This window comes from Vibrio sp. Vb0349 (genome assembly GCF_033338975.1).
The window spans coordinates 1-1190 of sequence record NZ_JAWOTS010000310.1; the positions used below are offsets into that span (position 1 = coordinate 1).

General features: G+C 47.2%; 1 protein-coding gene. It reads right to left on the reverse strand.

Annotation, left to right across the window (positions count from 1 at the left end; translation table 11 throughout):
* Positions 1 to 6: 6 nt before the first annotated feature.
* On the reverse strand, positions 7 to 1190 hold a 1184-nt coding region (tuf, locus tag R7Q47_RS25430; protein WP_017822038.1), incomplete at its 5' end, for an elongation factor Tu.

Sequence of the window (1190 nt, forward strand, 5' to 3'; positions counted from 1 at the left end):
TATGAATTAGTCGAAGATCTTAGCAACAACACCAGCACCTACTGTACGGCCACCTTCACGGATCGCGAAACGTAGACCTTCGTCCATTGCGATTGGTGCGATTAGCTCTACAGTCATCTGTACGTTGTCGCCTGGCATTACCATTTCTACGCCGTCTGGTAGCTGGATGTCACCAGTTACGTCAGTTGTACGGAAGTAGAATTGTGGACGGTAGCCTTTGAAGAATGGAGTGTGACGACCACCTTCATCTTTAGACAGTACGTATACTTCTGATTCGAACTTAGTGTGTGGAGTGATTGAACCAGGCTTAGCTAGTACTTGACCACGTTCAACTTCGTCACGCTTAGTACCACGTAGAAGTGCACCAACGTTCTCACCTGCACGGCCTTCGTCTAGAAGCTTACGGAACATCTCAACACCAGTACATGTAGTTGTAGTAGTGTCTTTGATACCTACGATAGCAACTTCGTCACCTACAGTTAGGATACCACGCTCGATACGGCCAGTTACTACTGTACCACGACCTTGGATTGAGAATACGTCTTCGATAGGCATTAGGAATGGCTGATCTACCGCACGCTCTGGCTCAGGGATGTAAGTATCTAGAGCTTCTGCTAGTTCAACGATTTTCGCTTCCCACTGCTCTTCGCCGTTTAGTGCGCCTAGTGCAGAACCTTGGATAACTGGTAGGTCATCACCTGGGAAATCGTATTCAGATAGAAGTTCACGAACTTCCATTTCTACTAGTTCTAGTAGCTCTTCATCGTCAACCATGTCACATTTGTTCATGAATACGATGATGTATGGGATACCAACCTGACGGCCTAGTAGGATGTGCTCACGAGTTTGTGGCATTGGGCCATCTGTCGCAGCAACAACTAGGATACCACCGTCCATCTGTGCAGCACCAGTGATCATGTTTTTAACATAGTCAGCGTGTCCTGGACAGTCAACGTGTGCGTAGTGGCGTGATGGAGTGTCGTACTCAACGTGAGAAGTTGCGATTGTGATACCGCGCTCACGCTCTTCTGGAGCGTTATCGATAGATGCGAAGTCTTTAGCTACACCGCCGTAAACTTTAGCAAGAGTAGTACAGATAGCTGCAGTTAGAGTTGTTTTACCGTGGTCAACGTGGCCGATAGTACCAACGTTAACGTGCGGTTTCGTACGTTCAAATTTTTCTTTAGACA